16 protein-coding genes are annotated in these 15,223 nt (G+C 44.1%); 8 read left to right on the top strand and 8 right to left on the bottom strand.

What is annotated here, in order from left to right:
* The first annotated feature begins 29 nt into the window (after nucleotides 1-29).
* The 5 genes from R7Z49_RS00210 (at nucleotide 30) to R7Z49_RS00230 (ending at nucleotide 4,111) form a co-directional block, all read left to right on the top strand.
* Complete coding sequence (locus R7Z49_RS00210; RefSeq protein WP_005373535.1) at nucleotides 30-338, top strand: chaperone NapD; 309 nt, start codon at nucleotides 30-32, stop codon at nucleotides 336-338.
* Nucleotides 335-2,824, top strand: coding sequence for a periplasmic nitrate reductase subunit alpha (gene napA / locus R7Z49_RS00215; protein WP_005389060.1), 2,490 nt, complete (start codon nucleotides 335-337; stop codon nucleotides 2,822-2,824). The genes R7Z49_RS00210 and napA overlap by 4 nt, the downstream gene beginning before the upstream one ends.
* Before the next feature lie 78 nt (nucleotides 2,825-2,902).
* Nucleotides 2,903-3,358, top strand: coding sequence for a nitrate reductase cytochrome c-type subunit (locus R7Z49_RS00220; RefSeq protein WP_005389061.1), 456 nt, complete (start codon nucleotides 2,903-2,905; stop codon nucleotides 3,356-3,358).
* Nucleotides 3,359-3,386: 28 nt separating this feature from the next.
* A complete protein-coding gene (locus R7Z49_RS00225) occupies nucleotides 3,387-3,965 on the top strand; it encodes a NapC/NirT family cytochrome c (RefSeq protein ID WP_005373542.1) in 579 nt (192 codons plus the stop codon).
* Between the two features lie 11 nt (nucleotides 3,966-3,976).
* Entirely contained in the window at nucleotides 3,977-4,111 is a 135-nt protein-coding gene (locus tag R7Z49_RS00230; RefSeq protein WP_005373546.1) for a TIGR02808 family protein, read from the top strand.
* A gap of 169 nt (nucleotides 4,112-4,280) precedes the next feature.
* On the opposite strand, the gene phaC is transcribed toward R7Z49_RS00230, so the two are convergent.
* The 4 genes from phaC to R7Z49_RS00250 form a co-directional block, all read right to left on the bottom strand.
* Nucleotides 4,281-6,056: a class I poly(R)-hydroxyalkanoic acid synthase gene (gene phaC / locus R7Z49_RS00235; protein ID WP_258489110.1), complete on the bottom strand. Its 1,776-nt coding sequence runs from the start codon at nucleotides 6,054-6,056 to the stop codon at nucleotides 4,281-4,283.
* A gap of 66 nt (nucleotides 6,057-6,122) precedes the next feature.
* Nucleotides 6,123-6,470, bottom strand: coding sequence for a phasin family protein (locus R7Z49_RS00240; RefSeq protein WP_005373550.1), 348 nt, complete (start codon nucleotides 6,468-6,470; stop codon nucleotides 6,123-6,125).
* 44 nt (nucleotides 6,471-6,514) lie between these two features.
* Nucleotides 6,515-7,723, bottom strand: a complete 1,209-nt coding sequence (locus R7Z49_RS00245) for an acetyl-CoA C-acetyltransferase (protein ID WP_258489128.1) — start codon at nucleotides 7,721-7,723, stop codon at nucleotides 6,515-6,517.
* 12 nt (nucleotides 7,724-7,735) lie between these two features.
* Nucleotides 7,736-8,476: an SDR family oxidoreductase gene (locus tag R7Z49_RS00250; RefSeq protein WP_186585444.1), complete on the bottom strand. Its 741-nt coding sequence runs from the start codon at nucleotides 8,474-8,476 to the stop codon at nucleotides 7,736-7,738.
* A 739-nt stretch (nucleotides 8,477-9,215) separates the two neighbouring features.
* Between R7Z49_RS00250 and R7Z49_RS00255 the strand changes: the two genes are divergently transcribed.
* Nucleotides 9,216-9,836: a LysE family translocator gene (locus R7Z49_RS00255; RefSeq protein ID WP_186585445.1), complete on the top strand. Its 621-nt coding sequence runs from the start codon at nucleotides 9,216-9,218 to the stop codon at nucleotides 9,834-9,836.
* Between the two features lie 15 nt (nucleotides 9,837-9,851).
* Nucleotides 9,852-10,118: a hypothetical protein gene (locus R7Z49_RS00260; RefSeq protein ID WP_186585446.1), complete on the top strand. Its 267-nt coding sequence runs from the start codon at nucleotides 9,852-9,854 to the stop codon at nucleotides 10,116-10,118.
* Between the two features lie 58 nt (nucleotides 10,119-10,176).
* On the opposite strand, the gene secF is transcribed toward R7Z49_RS00260, so the two are convergent.
* The 4 genes from secF to R7Z49_RS00280 all read right to left on the bottom strand — a co-directional run bounded on the left by secF (nucleotide 10,177) and on the right by R7Z49_RS00280 (nucleotide 14,401).
* Nucleotides 10,177-11,079: a protein translocase subunit SecF gene (gene secF, locus R7Z49_RS00265; protein WP_005373567.1), complete on the bottom strand. Its 903-nt coding sequence runs from the start codon at nucleotides 11,077-11,079 to the stop codon at nucleotides 10,177-10,179.
* Between the two features lie 2 nt (nucleotides 11,080-11,081).
* Nucleotides 11,082-12,920 carry a protein translocase subunit SecD gene (gene secD / locus R7Z49_RS00270; protein ID WP_186585447.1) on the bottom strand — a complete coding sequence of 613 codons (1,839 nt, stop codon included), beginning with the start codon at nucleotides 12,918-12,920 and terminating at the stop codon, nucleotides 11,082-11,084.
* 164 nt (nucleotides 12,921-13,084) lie between these two features.
* Nucleotides 13,085-13,564: a hypothetical protein gene (locus tag R7Z49_RS00275; RefSeq protein ID WP_005373572.1), complete on the bottom strand. Its 480-nt coding sequence runs from the start codon at nucleotides 13,562-13,564 to the stop codon at nucleotides 13,085-13,087.
* 168 nt (nucleotides 13,565-13,732) lie between these two features.
* Nucleotides 13,733-14,401, bottom strand: a complete 669-nt coding sequence (locus R7Z49_RS00280) for an SH3 domain-containing protein (protein WP_138940091.1) — start codon at nucleotides 14,399-14,401, stop codon at nucleotides 13,733-13,735.
* A gap of 103 nt (nucleotides 14,402-14,504) precedes the next feature.
* Between R7Z49_RS00280 and R7Z49_RS00285 the strand changes: the two genes are divergently transcribed.
* Entirely contained in the window at nucleotides 14,505-15,053 is a 549-nt protein-coding gene (locus R7Z49_RS00285) for a hypothetical protein (protein WP_017635183.1), read from the top strand.
* Nucleotides 15,054-15,223: the final 170 nt, after the last annotated feature.

Consider the following 15,223-nt stretch of genomic DNA (forward strand, 5'->3'; position numbering starts at 1 on the left):
AAGGCAATAAAAATAAATGAGAGAGCTATATGTCACTAAATGAAGTGCATATTTCAAGTTTGGTAGTACATGTGCTGCCGGAACATTTGGACGAAATCAAACAAAAGATAGAAGCACACGAAAATGCGGAAATCTATGGTGACAGTCCTGAAGGCAAGATTATCGTCGTACTTGAAACTGAGAACCAAGGTTTCATCACAGACACTATCGATGCCATTAACAATTTACCGAACGTCTTAAGCACGGTATTGGTTTATCACCAAATCGAAACTGGGCTTGAAGAAACGGATGAAGAAGACACTGGAACACAACATTCCCAAATCGAGGGTGAAGTATGAAAATGACAAGACGTGCGTTTGTGAAAGCAAACGCGGCTGCATCAGCTGCTGCTGTCGCAGGTGTGACACTACCAGCATCTGCAGCCAACCTGATTGCAAGCTCTGATCAAACCAAAATCACATGGGACAAAGCACCTTGTCGTTTCTGTGGTACAGGCTGTTCTGTTCTTGTTGGCACTCAAAACGGCAAAGTGGTAGCAACACAGGGTGACCCAGAAGCACCAGTAAACAAAGGTCTGAACTGCATCAAAGGTTACTTCCTTTCTAAGATCATGTACGGTCAAGACCGTCTAACTCAACCGATGCTACGAATGAAAGATGGCAAATTCCACAAAGATGGTGAATTTACACCTATCTCTTGGGATGACGCTTTCGACATCATGGCTGAGAAATGGAAAGCTTCCCTCGAGAAAAAAGGCCCAACAAGCGTAGGTATGTTTGGCTCAGGCCAATGGACAGTAATGGAAGGCTACGCTGCATCAAAGTTAATGAAAGCAGGCTTCCGATCAAACAACATTGATCCAAACGCTCGCCACTGTATGGCTTCTGCCGTTGTAGGTTTCATGCGCGCATTCGGTATCGATGAGCCAATGGGTTGTTACGATGACTTTGAGAACGCAGACGCTTTCGTTCTTTGGGGCTCAAACATGGCAGAGATGCACCCGGTTCTATGGACTCGCATTACTGACCGCCGCCTAAGCCACCCTCACGTTAAAGTGAACGTGCTTTCTACTTACTACCATCGTTCATTTGAGTTGGCAGACCACGGCTACATTTTCAATCCTCAGTCTGACCTTGCAATTGCTAACTTCATCGCAAACTACATCATCGAAAACGATGCAGTAAACTGGGACTTCGTGAACAAACACACGAACTTCACTCAAGCAGACACTGACATCGGCTACGGTCTACGTGACGATGATCCGCTACAAAAAGCAGCGAAGAACCCGAACTCTGGCAAACTCACTTCTATCTCATTCGAAGAGTACAAGAAATCAGTAGCGCCATACACAGTAGAGAAAGCATCTGAAATCTCTGGTGTTGAGAAAGAGAAGCTTATCGAGCTTGCGAAGCAATACGCGGATCCAAACACGAAAGTAATGTCTCTATGGACGATGGGTATGAACCAGCATACTCGTGGTGTATGGATGAATAACTTGGTTTACAACATCCACCTACTAACCGGTAAGATCTCGACTCCGGGGAACAGCCCATTCTCACTAACGGGCCAACCATCAGCATGTGGTACCGCTCGTGAGGTTGGTACGTTTGCTCACCGCCTACCAGCGGACATGGTGGTTGCTAACCCTAAACACCGTAAGATTGCAGAAGACATCTGGAAACTGCCAGAAGGTACGATTCCACCAAAACCTGGCTTCCACGCCGTATTGCAAGACCGTATGCTGAATGACGGCGTTCTGAACTGTTACTGGGTTCAATGTAACAACAACATGCAAGCCGGTCCAAACATCAACACAGAACGTCTTCCAGGTTACCGCAACCCAGAAAACTTCATCGTTGTGTCTGACCCATACCCGACAGCAACAGCACAAGCAGCAGACCTTATTCTTCCTACCGCAATGTGGATTGAAAAAGAAGGTGCTTACGGTAACGCAGAGCGTCGTACCCAAGCTTGGTACCAACAAGTGGGCACAGTCGGTCAAGCAAAATCGGACCTTTGGCAACTAATGGAGTTCTCGAAACGCTTCAAAATGGAAGAAGTATGGCCTGAAGAGCTTCTAGCGAAAGCGCCTCAATACCGTGGTAAAACAATGTACGACGTACTTTACCGCAATGGTAACGTCGACAAATTCCCTATCGAAGAAGCTCGTGAACTGAATGACGATGCTCACCACTTCGGTTTCTATGTTCAAAAAGGTCTGTTTGAGGAATACGCAACATTTGGCCGTGGTCACGGGCATGATTTGGCTCCATACGACCGCTACCATCAAGTACGTGGTCTACGTTGGCCTGTTGTTGATGGTAAAGAAACACAGTGGCGCTTTAAAGAAGGTTCAGACCCATACGCAAAAGAAGGTTCTGGTTGGGACTTCTACGGCAATGCTGATGGCAAAGCGAAGATCATTTCCGCGCCATACGAAGCGCCACCAGAAGTACCGAACGATGAATTTGATATGTGGTTATGTACTGGTCGTGTTCTTGAGCATTGGCACACAGGCACCATGACTCGTCGTGTACCTGAATTATACAAAGCAGTACCAGATGCAGTGTGTTACATGCACCCAGAAGACGCAAAAGCACGCAATGTTCGTCGTGGTGAAGAAGTACTCATGGCAAACAAACGCGGTGAAGTACGCGTTCGTGTTGAAACTCGCGGTCGTAACCGTCCGCCAAAAGGTTTGGTATTCGTACCGTTCTTTGATGCACGTATTTTGATTAACAAGCTTATCCTAGATGCGACTGATCCACTGTCTAAACAGACAGACTTTAAGAAGTGCCCAGTCAAAATCACTAAGATTGCTTAACCTTCAGATACTGAATGCTACGGCCGTCATTATGGCGGCCTAATAAAGAATTTAAGCCATAAAGGCGGAGATGAAATGATGAAAAAATTACTTGTCGCAGTTTTATCTGTAGGTGCGTTAGTGACAGGCATTGCGCAAGCTGAGTTGGATAATCCTGGTGGTATTGGTGGTCTAGAATCTTTACGTGGAATGTCTCAATTGGAAGATACGCGTCCAGCAGACGAGTTCAAAGACTTCCCTAAAGATCAAATTGTTGAAGACAGCTATGTTTATCAACCACCGTTGATCCCACACAGCATTCGTCACTACGAAATTTCGTTAAATGCTAACAAGTGTCTTGCATGTCATAGCTGGAAAAATGCAAAAGAGTCAGGTGCGACTAAAATTAGCGTAACGCACTATGTAAACAGAGAAGATGCGGTACTGGCAGATATGTCTCCACGTCGTTACTTCTGTTTGCAATGTCACGTTCCACAAACGGATGCAAAACCACTAGTGGAAAACGAGTTTAAGGCAGTCGATTCGCTTCAGTAATTGAAACGCGAGTACTAAGAGGTTACTTATGAAAATACTTAAAGCGTTTTGGAAGAGACTGTCGAGCCCGAGTAAAGCTGCCGCTGGTGTGGTTTTATTTCTAGGCTTCGCTGGTGGCCTTCTATTTTGGGGCGCATTCAACACAGGTATGGAAGCAACCAACACAGAAGAATTCTGTTCTGGCTGTCACGCGCCGATCGTTGCTGAAATTCAAGAAACAATTCACTACTCCAACCGTTCTGGTGTTCGTGCGATTTGTTCAGACTGTCACGTTCCTCATGAATGGACGGATAAGATCGTTCGTAAAGTACAGGCATCTAAAGAGCTATTTGCACACTTCGTAACGAAGACGATCGATACGCCAGAGAAGTTCCAAGAGCGTCGTGGACACCTCGCAGAGCGAGAGTGGGCACGTATGAAAAAGAATGACTCTCTTGAATGTCGTAACTGTCATGAGTTTGATTTCATGGATTACTCTCAGCAAGGATCACGTGCGGCAGAACAGCACTCCACCGCTCTCGCTTCAGGCGAGAAAACATGTGTAGACTGTCACAAAGGTATTGCGCACAAACTACCAGACATGAGCGGCGTTGAAGGCTGGCACTAAGGAGACTTACCATGAGTACATTAGAATCTGTAATTTGGCATATCCTTGGCTACAGTGCTATGCCAGTGATTATTCTTTCCGGCTTTGTGGCGGTAGCAGCAATCTCTCTCTGGCTGCTGTCATTTGGTAAGGATAAAGAGGTGTAACGTAACGCATCTCTACTCGTCAACTAGCCTATTTGTTGACACTGAGCGCCGAGCAAATGCTCGGCGCTTTTTATTTATTGCTCAATGGTGCTTACCAACCATAAACAAGCAATCATACATAAAAAAGCGACCATAAAGGCCGCTAAGATTTACTGCTATAGGGAGTTGTTTAAGATTCTTTTACTGGCAGAACCTGTTTGACGTATTGTCCTGGCGCTTCATCAATAACCGGATGGTTTTCTGAGCCAATAGGGAAAGGCTCAACTTGCTCTTTAGGGTTGAATTGGAGTAACCACTCGTTCCAGTGTGTCCACCACGATCCCTCTTTGTGTTCCGCGTTATTCAACCACTCATCAGCAGAGTCATCCAAATTATCGTTCAACCAATAACCATACTTATTTTTAGCTGGAGGGTTCACGATGCCCGCAATATGACCAGACTCACCGAGGACAAACGTTTTGTTACCACCCGTGTTCAGCGCACCACGGTAAGTTCCCTGCCATAACGCAATGTGGTCTTCTTTCGTTGACACAAAATAGCTAGGAATTTTGATCTTATTTAGATCAATCCATACTCCACCAATTTTGACGCCTTTATCTTGCACCAGCTTGTTCTCTAAATAGAGCTCGCGAAGCAAGAAATTGTGAGATGCAGCGCTGACGTTGGTGCTATCGCTATTCCAGTACAACAAGTCGAAATCAACCGGACTGTTACCCTTCAAGTAATTGTCGACGTAGTAGTTCCAGTACAAGCTGTTTTCACGCAGTAAACTAAACGTCACGCTTAAGGAACGGCCGTCCATATACCCTTTTGCGTTATTTTGCGCTTCAATTGCACTAACAATGGTGTCATTGATATACGCGCCGACTTCACCTGGTTGAGAGAAGTCGAGCAACGTGGTGAAGAAAGTGGCAGACTTAATGCGCTTCTTCATACGTTTTGCAGCGTAGTAGGCAACCGTGCTTGCTAAAACAGTACCACCGATACAATAACCAGCAGCATTGATTTGCTCTTGTCCTGTTATATCTTCAATTGCAGCGACGGCTTTCACTACGCCTTCTGTCACGTAGTCACCAAACTCTATGTGCGCTTGTGCCTTGCCTGGATTGCGCCAAGACATCATAAATACACTATGCCCCTGCTCTAACAACCATCGAACCATTGAGTTCTTTGCTGTTAAATCAAGGATGTAGTATTTATTGATGAAAGGTGGGACGATGAGCAGCGGCGTCGCATTCACTTTCTCTGTTAGAGGTCGATATTGAATCAACTCAAACAATTCGTTTTGAAAAACCACATTGCCCTGTGTCGTCGCAACGTCATCGCCCACGCGGAATGCATTGTTATTCGTCATACGAATTTTTAAAATGTCTGCGCTCGACTCAACGTCTTCTTTCAACTGCTCTAAGCCTGCCAGTAAGTTTTGACCGTTTTGCTCAAGTGTCAGCTTCAAAAGCTCTGGGTTAGTGGCGATGAAGTTGGAAGGAGAAAGGGCGTTAATGGCTTGGCGAGAGAAAAAAATAATACGTTCTTTCGTCTTTTCATCTAAGCCTTCCAAAGACTCGATGGTGTCCAGATAGGTCTTACTAAATAAAAGGTAGGATTGTTTGATGAAGCTATATATGGCTTCATTTTGCCACGCTTCGTTTGAGAAACGCTTATCCCCTTTTTCAGCTTCGACGATTTGTGCTTGGTTCCCTGCCAATGCAACATTCTGCCAAATTTGCAGCTGCTGTTCCCACCACTGTGCTTGCAGCTTTAAAATCGCAGCAGGCTGATTCGCAGCTTGTTCGAACAGTTTGGCAGTATCCTCAAAGTTCACTTCTTGCATGGCCTTGTTTAAAGGAGAGTTCACGACTGCCTTGTTCACTTCGAAATCATGCCACCACTGATGATTGGTTTCCTGAAGCTTCACAAGATAGTCCGAAAAGAAGTGTTGAAACATAGTCTTACTCCTATATTCGGAAAAAACAACGCCGCCCAAATCTAGGGGCGGCGAGAATCGGACAAATTACGCTGGAGTAACAGTCTTTAGATTTTCCGAAGTCATTTTCTCAACGTCTTCTTTGAACTCTTTTGCAATCGCTTGAAGCTTGTTGCTGTCATCCATCATTTGTTGAGAAAGTTTAGTAAGTACGCTTAGTTGCTGACTGTTGAAAGCAGTCAATGACGTTACGTCTTTGATTTCTGTCGCTGCTTTCATCTGGTTTAGACCCACTTCACTGTATGTGCGAATGGCGTTCAATTGAAGCTCGGTCAACACTTCTACGTTTTTTGTCACTAGCTTGTTGAACTTCAAGTAAGGTTCTAGATTTTTTTCAGTTTGATCGCTAAATGTTTTGAAGAAATCTGTGTACATGGTTTGTCTCCTAGAGAAAGAATTAAAAATGTCCGTTTAAATAATTACTTAACTGTCTTTACAACCACAGCCGTGCCCATGCCGCCGCCCACACAAAGTGAAGCAACGCCATATTGACCATTTTGCTTATGAAGCTCGTGAACCAGCGTGACTAAGATTCGGTTGCCAGAAGCACCAAGCGGGTGTCCTAGCGCGATAGCACCACCGTTAAAGTTCGCTTTATCTTGAATCGCGTTAACTGGAACTTGGTTTGTTTCCGCCAACTGATGAATCACGCCAAGTGCTTGCGCTGCAAATGCTTCGTTTAACTCGTAAACGTCGATGTCGTGTACACTGAGTTCCGCTTTTGCGAGTGCTTTATTGACGGACTCAACAGGACCTAGGCCCATGATCTTCGGATCAAGACCCGATTGCGCGTAGCTTACGATCTCAACAAGCGGCGTTAATCCATGCGCTTTAACTGCGCTTTCAGACGCCACGATAATCGCACTCGCGCCATCGTTAATACCTGATGCATTACCCGCAGTCACAGTGCCTTCGCGGTCAAAAGCAGGACGTAGCTTGATTAAGGCTTCCATTGTCGCGTTCGCTTTTGGGTATTCATCCGTATCAAACATCACGGTTTCACGGCGTTGCTTTACTTCCACTGGCACAATTTCGTCTTGAAATTTGCCAGCTTCGATAGCGGCTACCGCTTTCTGTTGGCTAGACAGCGCGTATTCGTCTTGCTGCTGGCGAGTTAAGCCGATTTGTTTTGCTACGTTTTCTGCCGTCACACCCATGTGATATTGGTTGTAAACATCGGTTAAACCGTCCGCTACGAGCAGATCTTTTAGCTCCAGATTGCCCATTTTGTTGCCATCACGAATGCTGCTTGGTGCGGCAAACGGAATCTGAGACATGACTTCAACACCCGCTGCAACAACGATCTCAGCATCGCCACTACGGATATGGGACACGGCATCCATGACCGTTTTCATGCCACTACCGCAAACCATGTTTACGCCATATGCAGGAACAGATTCAGGAACCCCCGCAAACAGTGCCGCTTGGCGGCCAACACCCATTCCTTGACCTGCACCAACAACGTTGCCAACAATCACTTCGTCAACCTTGTCGCCGGGCAACTTTGCCGCTTCCAACGCGCCTTTAATCGCTACTGCTGCCAGATCGCCAGCAGAAGTATTTTTCAGGCTGCCACCAAAAGCACCAATTGGAGTACGCTTCGCCGCTACGATAAATACTTTTTCCATCATCTTCTCTCCTTAGTGCATGTATAGGCCGCCGTTCACCGACAAAGTCTCTCCGGTGATGTAGGCGCCCGCATCGCTGACCAAGAAGCTCACTGATGCTGCAATTTCTTCTGGTGTCGCAAGACGTTTCATTGGAATTTGGTTCGTGATGGATTCCAGCACTTCTGGCTTCATTTGCTCAACCATTGGCGTACCCGTGTAACCCGGAGCGATAACATTAACTGTCACACCCGAGCGAGCACCTTCGTATGCTAAGGCTTTAGAGAAACCGATCATCCCAGCTTTCGCCGCCGAGTAGTTTGCTTGACCAAACTGCCCTTTAAGACCATTGACTGAAGAGATATTGATGACACGACCACCGCCTTTTTCGCACATTGCAGCAAAGAGGGGTTGCGTAACGTTGAATAAACTATTGAGGTTGGTATTGATGACATCATTCCAAGCTTGCGCAGTCATCTTTTTAAACACGCCATCACGTGTGATTCCTGCGTTGTTGACAACAACATCAATGGTTCCTTCATCCCCAAGCAATTGCGCCAATTTCTCTGCACACTCTGTCGTGTTTGTTACATCCAACTCAAAAAGGCGAACCTGATCTTTGGTAAACCCTTTGCTGTTGAACCACTCCAGCGCACATTCGTAGTTACCTGTGAAATATGTAGCGATTACACGGTAACCGTCATTGACTAATTGAGAGGAAATAGCAGAACCAATTCCGCCTTTTGATCCAGTGATCAAAGCGACTTTCTTCATTGAAGACTCCATTCTTAACGGCATTTTAAAAGCAAACTTAATACACTGATGAAATAGTTCACCAACTGACGTGTTTATTTATTCTTTTGACAACCAATCCCGTGCTGCCTTTATTTTAAGTTAACCTAGAAATATTACATTTCAAATAAAAAACTCACCCAATTGCATAAGATTGATTTAGATCTCATTACCCGTGAAATGTTATAAAATGGTTAATTTTACATAAGTCATTGTTTTAAATCACACTTCCACAAAAGCCACTCCAACAGAAATAGAAACATAATTATTAAATATCATGAACTTACATACAGAATGGTAGACGTTACATTGTGTCATGATTTAAGATCTGAATTTTAAGCCTATATGATTACAACAAACTTGAGATTAGAATAATAATTCAATTATCAGTAAAAATAATTATCAAACATATCATTTAATTACTGCATTTAATGACAATTTAGTTATCAACTCGATTATTTTAATACAGTGAGAATTAATAACGATAAAATATAAGAAATTAAATATATTCAATCTAAAAATGATATAAGAGCTTGTCTCATACTGGTGCATTACGCACTATTATGACGCATAGATTAAAATATAATTTCATTTTAAATTTATATATTCGAAGAACATCAACTAGCTACTAGTGAAAGTAATCGCTCGCTTTGTAGTAGCATCCTTTTCCACTTTGCACTATCTTTGTGGCTTCTCTTTAATCACTAAATCATCAACAGATATGAATCTTGCATTGCTCAGTATGTTCATCCCTACTTTCTTTTTTGTCTCAATCACGCCTGGTATGTGCATGACTCTCGCCCTAACGTTAGGTATGAGTATCGGTTATCGTCGCACGTTATGGATGATGATAGGAGAACTTCTCGGTGTCGCGCTGGTGTCAGTCTCTGCGGTGTTAGGTATCGCTGCGATTATGCTCAATTATCCTTGGATGTTTATCGCGTTAAAGTTCATTGGTGGCGGTTATTTACTCTATCTTGGAATTGAAATGTGGCGGTCGCGAGGGAAACTTGCGATTAATGTCGACAACTTAGAAACACCAAAGAGTGACAATATCGCACTTATCATGCAAGGCTTCGTTACCGCAATCGCAAACCCAAAAGGCTGGGCATTTATGATTTCTCTTTTACCGCCTTTTATAGACCAAAACGCAGCACTTGCACCGCAACTGATCATACTTGTCTCCATTATTTTACTGTTTGAGTTCATTTGCATGTCTCTGTACGCTACTGGTGGTAAAGGGTTGAAACACGTATTAGGTCAGTCTAAGAATGTACGCCTAATGAACCGTATCGCAGGCACTTTAATGATGGGAGTTGGTGTCTGGTTGCTACTAAGCTAAGGCAAACTGGAAACAATGAAAAATATTCTGAATAAAATCGCTAAAGTCATGGGTGAAGTATTGGACTTTCAAGCCCGAGTTTGGGTTGTGAACGTCTATAGCGGTGAGCATAAAGGCGAGTCTTATGTCGTTAATGAAGATGCTTTCTCTGTACCTCTTCAGTGGATGAAGAAGAAAGGCTACCAAGAGTCGATGTTGAATAAAGTCGAAGCAATGAAGCGCTCACAAGTCTTAGAGTTCGATTTGGGACTTGAGAAACATCGTCTGATGCGCGTGAAATAAGCACAAAAAAGCGCCACTCAAGATGAGTGGCGCAAGCACTTTTACCTTAAAAATAATGCTACGGCGCTGCGTCAATCTCAACTGGAAGATAATGTTTCGGCTCCAGTTTCAACCACTCCGGCAGCACAGTACCAATCGAAATCGAAGACCATGTACCCGACAGAACGCCAATAAACATGGCGGTTGAGAAACCAGCCAAAGGCGCTCCTCCCATAATCCATAATGCACCAACAGTGATCAATGTCGTACCAGATGTCACCATAGTGCGTGAAAACGTCGCGATAACAGCTTGGTCATTGATGTCTTCTGTTTTCCAACTCTGTTTCGCAATCAACAGCTCACGGATTCGGTCTGCAATGATGATCGAGTCATTCAATGAGTAACCTAAAATTGCTAACACCGCTGCAAAAACGGTTAAGTTGAACTCCATTTGAGTAATTGCAAAGAAACCAAGCACTAAGATCACATCATGGGCCAAAGCAAATAGTGAACCACTCGCTAAACGCCATTCAAAACGGAAACACAAGTAACCGAGAATACTCAACACACAAATCAACAATGCTAAGCCACCTTGTTCAAACAAGTCTTGGCCAACTTGAGCGCCAACTATACTGTTGCTGACAACATCAACTTGGTGAGAGATTGGCTTCAACACCTCTTCTACACTTGGCAACGTTTGTCCATCTTCCGGCGCAGAGTAACGAATCACCCAACGGCCATCTTCACCAGAGCGTGTCACTGACGCAGATTCACCAAGCTTTGGTTGCAGAACGTCAAGCAGATCATGGTTAGTTAGCTGCTTATCTACCTTTACTTCTGTCACCATACCGCCAGTGAAGTCCAAACCTAGGTTCAACCCTTTAAAGCCTAGAGCGACGATCGCGATCACCGTTAAAATGATGGAAACTAGCGTAGTAAAGTAGCGAATTTTACGAATATTTTGTTTTAGCATTTCGACCATGATTAAACCCTCACATCACGACGGGCATCGCGGCCCCAAATTAAATTGATCATTGCTCGAGAGGCAAATACGCCTGTAAACATACTGGTTAACAAACCTAATCCGAGTGTTAAGGCAAAGCCTTGGATTGGGCCATTACCGATGGCGTACAAAATCACGGCGGTGATCATGGTAGTAATGTTGGCATCAAGGATGGTCGAGAATGCGCTGTCAAAGCCAAGGTCAATCGCTTGAGCGAAGCTGCGACCTTCACACATTTTGTCCTTAATACGTTCGAAAATAATAACGTTGGTGTCCACTGCCATACCGACGGTTAACACTAAACCGGCAATACCCGGAAGCGTTAGAACCGCTCCTGGTAACAAGGCGATTAAGCCAAGCAAACAAAGCATGTTGGCACAAAGCGCCACGTTTGCTACCCAACCTAAGCGGCGGTACCAAAGTGCCATAAAGGTCAGTGTTAAACCCATACCTAAAGCCAGTGCTGCAAAACCGTTTTCAATGTTTTCTGCACCCAGAGAAGCACCGATTGTTCGCTCTTCCACAATAGTAACCGGCGCAGTTAGTGAACCCGCTCGAAGTAATAGCGCTAACTGCTGTGCATCGTCCATGCTACCTGCACCAGTAATACGGAACTGGCTACCAAGTTGAGATTGAATAGTTGCGACGCTGATAACGCGCTCACTACGCTCAGTTACACCGCGATCGTTTGTTTTGTACTCTCGGTAAACGGTCGCCATTGGCTTGCCGATGTGAGTTGCTGAGAAGTCACTCATTTTCTTACCACCAGCGTGGTCAAGAGAAATATTTACCTCTGACATGCCCATTTTGTCGACACCAGCACGAGCGTTCACGATGTGCTCGCCCGTTAGAACTGGTCGTTTTGCCAAAATCACAGTACGACCGTCATTATCTTGAAGAACAAGATCTTGGCTGCTGTGTGCTTGGCTCGCATCTTTCACTTCATAAAACGCCAAGCTTGCTGTTGCACCAATAACGTTTTTCGCTTGAGCAGGATCTTGTACACCAGGGAGCTCAATTCGAATGCTCTCTTTACCTTGGCGTTGCACTAGTGCCTCTGTGATACCAAGTTCTTCAATACGACCACGCATGATCTTCAGGTTTTGTTGAAGAGTCGACGATTGAAATTCTTGGATATTTTGTTCACTCGGTTCAAGCACAAAGCCACGAGATGAACTTTTTGAAATCCAGCCCGGGTAGTTTTGACGCAAAAACTTGTTCACTTCCGACAATGCTTGCTCGCTGTCACTGTTTACCGTAATTCGGTTGCCACTTTCTGCTCGAACTTGCACACCACGAACACGTTGATCACGTAGGTTCGCTTTGATTTCATCAATCAATGCATCACGTTGTTCTTCAAACGCTTTATTCACATCAACATTCAACAGAAACTGAACGCCACCACGAAGGTCAAGACCGAGCTTAATTGGGCTAAAGCCCATCTCATTCAACCATTCTGGCGCAACCGATACGTATGAGAAAGTGATGCTGTCGTCTTTATTTAGCTCTTTGTTTAACAACGCACGAGCTTTACTTTGCGCATCTTCACCATCGAATACAATGGTTGTTTTGCCGTCTTTTTCGATGATTTTGTCGGCTGAAATATGGTTGGTTTTTAGCAGTTGATTCAGATGAACAACCGACATTTCACTGTTGTTTTGATCCGCAAACGTCAACTGGATAGAAGGCTGTTCGCCAAACCAAGTTGGTATAGCACTTAGGGTTAAAATAATGACTGTCGTGATTAATACGACATATTTCCAAGCTGAGTAGTGATTCATCAGCTTTCTGTTCTTTTGCTGCTTTGGCGTTTTTTTCATGTAAACATCATCCCTTCACAATGAAGTGAAGCTTTTAATAACAAGGCTTAACACACGACAGATGCTCCCAGAATAAATTCAGGGTATGAAATGCTCAGAACGCTCACGTCCTGTCGAACACAATCGTCGTGTTAAGAGTGCACAATGGTGCAAATAGATGGTGTTTAGGCAGAAAACTGACTATTGAGTGCGACGTACATGGCATTGGTCTCTTTCCAACCAGAAATGCGATGATCGCTTGTGAAATGATAAAATGTGGACTGGTTGTGACGCCAGTTAATGTCCATCAAGCTGTATGCGTAACCCGCATCAGCATAAAACGGAGTAGTGAGATCGCCGACAAAATCTACGTGCTCGTCATCAAGCCCTTCCCGTAAGTAAGACGTCCAGCGCTGAGAGTTAAACAAAGCAACGGAATCGAGACTTGCATGGCCTTCAGATACTGGAGATTGAGAGCTTTCTTCTGAAACTTCAGAAAAATCGACGGAAGAGTTTGGCGATACACTTACGGCTACAAAAGGTTGTAGCTTAGAAAAGTGCGGTACGTGAGCCTTGTGGTCGATTTGCGCAGCAGATACATGCACTGGTAGCAATACCATTGCAAATAGCAGCAAAATCAACTTTCTAAGGTAAATCCAAGGCATAGGAACTCACTAAAAACACAAAGAGCCAAGTTAGGTCACTTGACTCGTTGATAGTATTCCTATTGATTATGGTTCACAACTAAAAAGTTATAAATCTCTGATTTCAGGTTTGCATCGTTATTGCATTTATCAAAACGTCTTTAGAAAACTAGTGTAATTGGTGGTGAGTTATCGATAAAAAATATCGCCCTTATCAACATCTAAGTAGATCTTGTTCTCTTGCTCCAAACCGCCACAATAGATGAAGTAAACGTTGCGCTTTTTGAACGTCACAGAACGAACCCAGCCTCCGAGCTCCTCAAAATCACTCGGATCACAGGTTTCATCGTCTAACAATTGCTGTGTTTTCTTACGGAAAATATCCAAGTGAACTTTTAAATCATCCGACTTCTGTAGGTATTCATCCAATATCTCTAAGCGCTCTTGCTCTTTAATAACTGGCTCTGCATCAGATAACCCTTCAGCATTCAACCATTCGGCTTTTTCTTCTCCACCCTCTTCATAGACAAGATAGCCGGAGATTCGGTACCACCCATCTACTTTTTCTAACACCGATACTTTTTCTCCCTTATAGAGCGTATCGACAACTAAAGCATTAGGGTTAGGCTTATTGTAAACATTGACACGACGCTCAATAACGTAGTACTCGGTAACTTCCGGGGGAACGGCTTCTAAATCCAGAATCGGTTTGGATGTTTCTTTTTGCAGTGACGATTGCTCGACTTGTGTAGTCTTTGGTGCTTCAGGTTCATCTTTCTGCATAAAGAAGAAATAGTATCCAGCCCCCGCTCCGCCGAGCAACAGCATGACAATCAATGCGACGAGAATTTTCTTCATGCCCTTTTCCTTTTCATTCTTTATTCTTATCCCACCAGCAGCACGCATGTCGTAGAAATTTGGGTATATACTCAAAAGAGCAGGTCAACTAACGCGAGCAATAATGATCAACAGACTCAATTGGATACTACTATTTCTTCTGTTCCCGATAACGGGGCACGCCAATATTCAATGTAACCCATCGTCGTGGAATGACAATCTTACCCAATTCAATCGTTTAGAGTCCAATTACAATCAGCATGTTGAGGTATTCAATACACTTTTGACCGAACATAAACAGCGTCAGTTATTGTCCGAAACCTTTTCACTGCATGAGCTCGTGCTACTTTGGCGTGCCAAGTCGAACCAAAATGTGTTCAAAGCGCAATTAAAAGCATCGATTCAATACAAAGAAGAGCTCACAACTAAAGCGAATCAGCTGCTTAAATTGAGCACACAATCCCAATGGTCAGCAAATGGGTGGGAGATACTGGCCCAGAAGTGCCGAGAGTCAAACAAAACAGCCAATCAAATAACTGCGGAATGGTATAACACCAACGCTTTGGAACTTGCTGAAGATTACAAGCGCCTCTCTTCACAATATCAAACTCTGTCACAAGTCTATGATAAAGAAGCCCGAGCGCTTCAATACGCTCAAGATGTTTCGAAGTAAAAACAGAGCCAGTTTTGAATAGACGATGTTGGTTTTTCACTCCAATATTGGACGTTATTCGTGCTTTTTATCTTTCCTTAGTCGTGAATGATATCAAATGTAAATAATGGGATTGTTCCCTTTGACAAACTTGACTAAACCATGACCAAGACAATCAATTTATAGAGACA

The sequence above is a fragment of the Vibrio sp. 1562 genome (genome assembly GCF_033340155.1).
GTDB lineage: Bacteria > Pseudomonadota > Gammaproteobacteria > Enterobacterales > Vibrionaceae > Vibrio > Vibrio alginolyticus.

Excerpts from the sequence above, each read along its gene's own strand:
- R7Z49_RS00280 (WP_138940091.1), bottom strand. The coding sequence starts at position 14,401 with ATGAAGAAAATTCTCGTCGCATTGATTGTCATGCTGTTGCTCGGCGGA.
- R7Z49_RS00225 (WP_005373542.1), top strand. The coding sequence starts at position 3,387 with ATGAAAATACTTAAAGCGTTTTGGAAGAGACTGTCGAGCCCGAGTAAA.
- R7Z49_RS00210 (WP_005373535.1), top strand. The coding sequence starts at position 30 with ATGTCACTAAATGAAGTGCATATTTCAAGTTTGGTAGTACATGTGCTG.
- napA (WP_005389060.1), top strand. The coding sequence starts at position 335 with ATGAAAATGACAAGACGTGCGTTTGTGAAAGCAAACGCGGCTGCATCA.
- R7Z49_RS00255 (WP_186585445.1), top strand. The coding sequence starts at position 9,216 with ATGAATCTTGCATTGCTCAGTATGTTCATCCCTACTTTCTTTTTTGTC.
- R7Z49_RS00220 (WP_005389061.1), top strand. The coding sequence starts at position 2,903 with ATGAAAAAATTACTTGTCGCAGTTTTATCTGTAGGTGCGTTAGTGACA.
- R7Z49_RS00245 (WP_258489128.1), bottom strand. The coding sequence starts at position 7,723 with ATGGAAAAAGTATTTATCGTAGCGGCGAAGCGTACTCCAATTGGTGCT.
- R7Z49_RS00230 (WP_005373546.1), top strand. The coding sequence starts at position 3,977 with ATGAGTACATTAGAATCTGTAATTTGGCATATCCTTGGCTACAGTGCT.
- secD (WP_186585447.1), bottom strand. The coding sequence starts at position 12,920 with ATGAAAAAAACGCCAAAGCAGCAAAAGAACAGAAAGCTGATGAATCAC.
- R7Z49_RS00275 (WP_005373572.1), bottom strand. The coding sequence starts at position 13,564 with ATGCCTTGGATTTACCTTAGAAAGTTGATTTTGCTGCTATTTGCAATG.
- R7Z49_RS00240 (WP_005373550.1), bottom strand. The coding sequence starts at position 6,470 with ATGTACACAGATTTCTTCAAAACATTTAGCGATCAAACTGAAAAAAAT.
- R7Z49_RS00260 (WP_186585446.1), top strand. The coding sequence starts at position 9,852 with ATGAAAAATATTCTGAATAAAATCGCTAAAGTCATGGGTGAAGTATTG.
- secF (WP_005373567.1), bottom strand. The coding sequence starts at position 11,079 with ATGGTCGAAATGCTAAAACAAAATATTCGTAAAATTCGCTACTTTACT.
- R7Z49_RS00285 (WP_017635183.1), top strand. The coding sequence starts at position 14,505 with ATGATCAACAGACTCAATTGGATACTACTATTTCTTCTGTTCCCGATA.
- phaC (WP_258489110.1), bottom strand. The coding sequence starts at position 6,056 with ATGTTTCAACACTTCTTTTCGGACTATCTTGTGAAGCTTCAGGAAACC.
- R7Z49_RS00250 (WP_186585444.1), bottom strand. The coding sequence starts at position 8,476 with ATGAAGAAAGTCGCTTTGATCACTGGATCAAAAGGCGGAATTGGTTCT.